The sequence below is a fragment of the Caloranaerobacter azorensis DSM 13643 genome (assembly GCF_900129995.1).
Taxonomy (GTDB): Bacteria; Bacillota; Clostridia; order Tissierellales; family Thermohalobacteraceae; genus Caloranaerobacter; species Caloranaerobacter azorensis.
Genome location: NZ_FQXO01000129.1, coordinates 1 through 3,066, shown reverse-complemented (window position 1 = coordinate 3,066; position 3,066 = coordinate 1). Strand labels below are relative to the sequence as shown.

General features: G+C 33.7%; 4 protein-coding genes. All 4 read right to left on the bottom strand.

What is annotated here, in order from left to right; translation table 11 throughout:
- Positions 1-139: 139 nt before the first annotated feature.
- The 4 genes from BUB51_RS12355 to BUB51_RS12340 all read right to left on the bottom strand — a co-directional run bounded on the left by BUB51_RS12355 (position 140) and on the right by BUB51_RS12340 (position 2,948).
- Entirely contained in the window at positions 140-574 is a 435-nt protein-coding gene (locus BUB51_RS12355; protein ID WP_073198126.1) for a gamma-glutamylcyclotransferase family protein, read from the bottom strand.
- A 15-nt stretch (positions 575-589) separates the two neighbouring features.
- The gene (gene pcp / locus BUB51_RS12350) at positions 590-1,231 is read right to left on the bottom strand and encodes a pyroglutamyl-peptidase I (protein ID WP_073198125.1); all 642 of its coding nucleotides are present in this window, start codon (positions 1,229-1,231) and stop codon (positions 590-592) included.
- 97 nt (positions 1,232-1,328) lie between these two features.
- Entirely contained in the window at positions 1,329-2,243 is a 915-nt protein-coding gene (locus tag BUB51_RS12345) for a DUF979 domain-containing protein (RefSeq protein WP_073198122.1), read from the bottom strand.
- Between the two features lie 27 nt (positions 2,244-2,270).
- Positions 2,271-2,948: a DUF969 domain-containing protein gene (locus BUB51_RS12340; RefSeq protein ID WP_073198120.1), complete on the bottom strand. Its 678-nt coding sequence runs from the start codon at positions 2,946-2,948 to the stop codon at positions 2,271-2,273.
- Between the last annotated feature and the right edge of the window lie 118 nt (positions 2,949-3,066).

Here is a 3,066-nt window from a genome sequence, read left to right as displayed (position 1 = left end):
CGATGGACACCCTTGCCTTTGGCTAGTGGTTGGCACGGTCAACCCCCACAGTGGACTTTCACCACCTAGTTGTTACGCATGCCCGGCACACATAATTTAAGGAGATACTACTTAAAATAGCATCTCCTTTAAACAACTGCTAAACTGCATTCTTATTTATATTTTTTATGTATTTCTTCCAGTTCCCATACGGTATGTAAATATTTTTATCTATTAGCCTTTTAATATCTTTACAATTATACATATATACATAAGCTTTTCGAATAGTGTTATCATCAAGGACTTCTACATTTTTAACAACTCTATTATATTCGTTGTTATTATTATTATTCCCAAAGAAATTCTCTAGCCTGTCCAACTGCTTAAGTACTTTATAGAAATCTTTTATTAAAATAAGTTCTCCATATACATAATCCTCGCCATCTATCATAGCAGGATAGCCTTTATCAACTAGATGATAAAGTTTTCCCCTTGTTCTCGCTATTTTCCTTTCTAAAATTTTTCCTTTTAAATAACTATCATAATTAAAAAAACCTTCCATTAGACTACCGTAAACAAATAAATATTTGCACATCTATATCACCCTCTTTTAGCAAATCTTTCCGCCTTTTTCCTTTATGTCTTCTTTATTTTCTATCGCTGCTTTTATAGCAAGTCCAATTCCTTTCGTTATGTTATCTAATGACATGCTAGGAGTATTTCTTTTATCTATCACCTGTTCAGGTATGAAAGGCACATGGATAAATCCTCCTCTCATAGCTGGATATTTTTTATCAATTAAATATAATAATCCATACATAATATGGTTGCACACGAACGTCCCAGCACTGTTTGATACAGATGCCGGAATTTTATTTTCTCTCAACTCTTTTACCATAGCTTTTATAGGAAGTTTAGCAAAATATGCATTCAATCCATCTAAAAAAATCGGCTCGTCAATGGGCTGATTCCCCTCATTGTCAGGTATTCTAGCATCATCAATGTTTATAGCTACTCTTTCTATTGTAATATCAAATCTTCCTCCTGCCTGCCCAACACATATTGTTATATCAGGTTTTTCGCGTTCTATTATTTTTTCAAGTTCCTCTATAGATTTTCTAAATACAGTGGGTATCTCTGCTTTTATAATTTTTGCACCTGCAATCTCATCATCAAGTTTTTTAACTGCTTCTAATGCAGGATTTATTTTCTCTCCTCCAAATGGTTCAAAACCTGTTATTAATACTTTCATAATAATACCTCCTTATATTCTTGCTTCAATATAAGTATTTAGTTAGCGGAGGTTGTATCCTCCGCTTTTCAGCACAATAACTACATTTAACTATTTTCTAAAAAGCTAAAATATACATAAGCACTATATGAGTTACAAGAAGAGCTAATGCAAGTGGTATTTGACTTAATATAATCCTGTTTTTATTCTTAGTTTCTAATATTGCAGCAGGTACTATGTTAAAATTAGCAGCCATAGGAGTCATAAGAGTTCCACAATATCCTGCAGTAAGTGCAAGAGCACCTGCTATAGCAGGATTTGCTCCCTGTGAAAATACAAATGGCAAACCAATACCCGCTGTTATAACGGCAAAAGCTGCAAAGGCATTACCCATTATCATAGTGAATATAGCCATACCTACACAATAAGCTATAACTCCTGCAAGCACATTCCCTTCAGGAATAATACTAGAAATACCTTGTGCTATAACTTGACCAACTCCTGCTGCATTAAATAATGCTCCTAACGCTGCAAGCAACTGCGGCAAAATACTTGCTGATCCAACTTGTTGTAATAATCTACTTCCATCATATCCGATATATTTTATTTCTGCCTTTGTCATGACAAGTGCTATTATAGTTGCTGCAATTGCACCAAAACCAAGCCCTACTAGACCTCCTAATTTTGTAAACTGAGCAATTCCAAAAGCAAATACTGCTATTGTTAAAGCTGGTATAAAAATCTTGTTTCCTATTAATCTTGACTTTTCCTTTCTAAACTTTTCATCTGCATTTTTAAGTGACCCGAGTCTAACTTGCTTAAATGCAGTAAGAACTCCCATTATAAGCAACATAAAACCAACTACAGATGGTGGTAAATACTTTCCTATTATAAAAATAACAGCTAATATTCCCCAAAATAAAGCCGTACCTATTCTAGTTGGAAGTTCTCTATCTTTCAAAGCCATATAACCAGTAATCAGTGAAACTAACCCTGCTAATACATATAACCCTTCTAACAATATTTCTTTCATTTTCCTCCCACCCTTCGACTATTCTATTTATTTGCTCTTATCTTTGTTTAGTCTTTTTGAAAGCTTTTTATCTAATATGTAATATTGTACTGTCGCATAAATAAATGCAAATATTGCTATTGGAATAGAGGCTCTAGATACTTGTAATGGAGTAACTTCTATACCAAGTTCTCCTAATGTACCTACTATAAGAAGTACGCCTCCTGCCGCAATGAATACATTCTGCCCAAAAAAGTTACCATAGTTTTCAGATGCCGCTGCATACCCTTTAATTATTTCAATTTCTTCTTCTCCAAGATTGTCATAATTAGCTTCAGCAGCCCCTTGTGCCATAGGGAAAATCAACGGTCTAATAAATTGAACATGTCCTCCTAGTCTTAAAGAAAAGGCTGCTGCCAATTCTCTTATAATAGTATAAATTACAAGCACTTTTCCCGTTGTAACAGCTTTTATGTTTTTAATAAGTTCTGCTGCTCTCTCTCTTAAACCATATCTTTCTAATATGCCTATAACCGGGAGAGTTACCAAAAATAACGACATATATCTTGTTTTTATAAACGCACTTCCAAGAGTAGAAAAAATTTCCCCAAAACTAAGTCCACTTACTAATCCAGTTACAATTCCGGCTATAAGTACAACTGCTATAGTATCTAATTTTAAAATAAAACCAATAATAATAATGAGAACACCTATTAGTTTAATCATGCAAATCCCCCTTCTTTTATTTTTCGTAGTGTCAAAAGTTTAGAGCAAATTTGACACCCAAACATTGAAATTTGAATAATATATAGGTTTGGTTGTCTCCCCCCTCTTTGGATATACT

Coding starts and splice junctions, on each gene's coding strand:
- BUB51_RS12355 (WP_073198126.1), bottom strand. CDS start 574: ATGTGCAAATATTTATTTGTTTACGGTAGTCTAATGGAAGGTTTTTTT.
- pcp (WP_073198125.1), bottom strand. CDS start 1,231: ATGAAAGTATTAATAACAGGTTTTGAACCATTTGGAGGAGAGAAAATA.
- BUB51_RS12345 (WP_073198122.1), bottom strand. CDS start 2,243: ATGAAAGAAATATTGTTAGAAGGGTTATATGTATTAGCAGGGTTAGTT.
- BUB51_RS12340 (WP_073198120.1), bottom strand. CDS start 2,948: ATGATTAAACTAATAGGTGTTCTCATTATTATTATTGGTTTTATTTTA.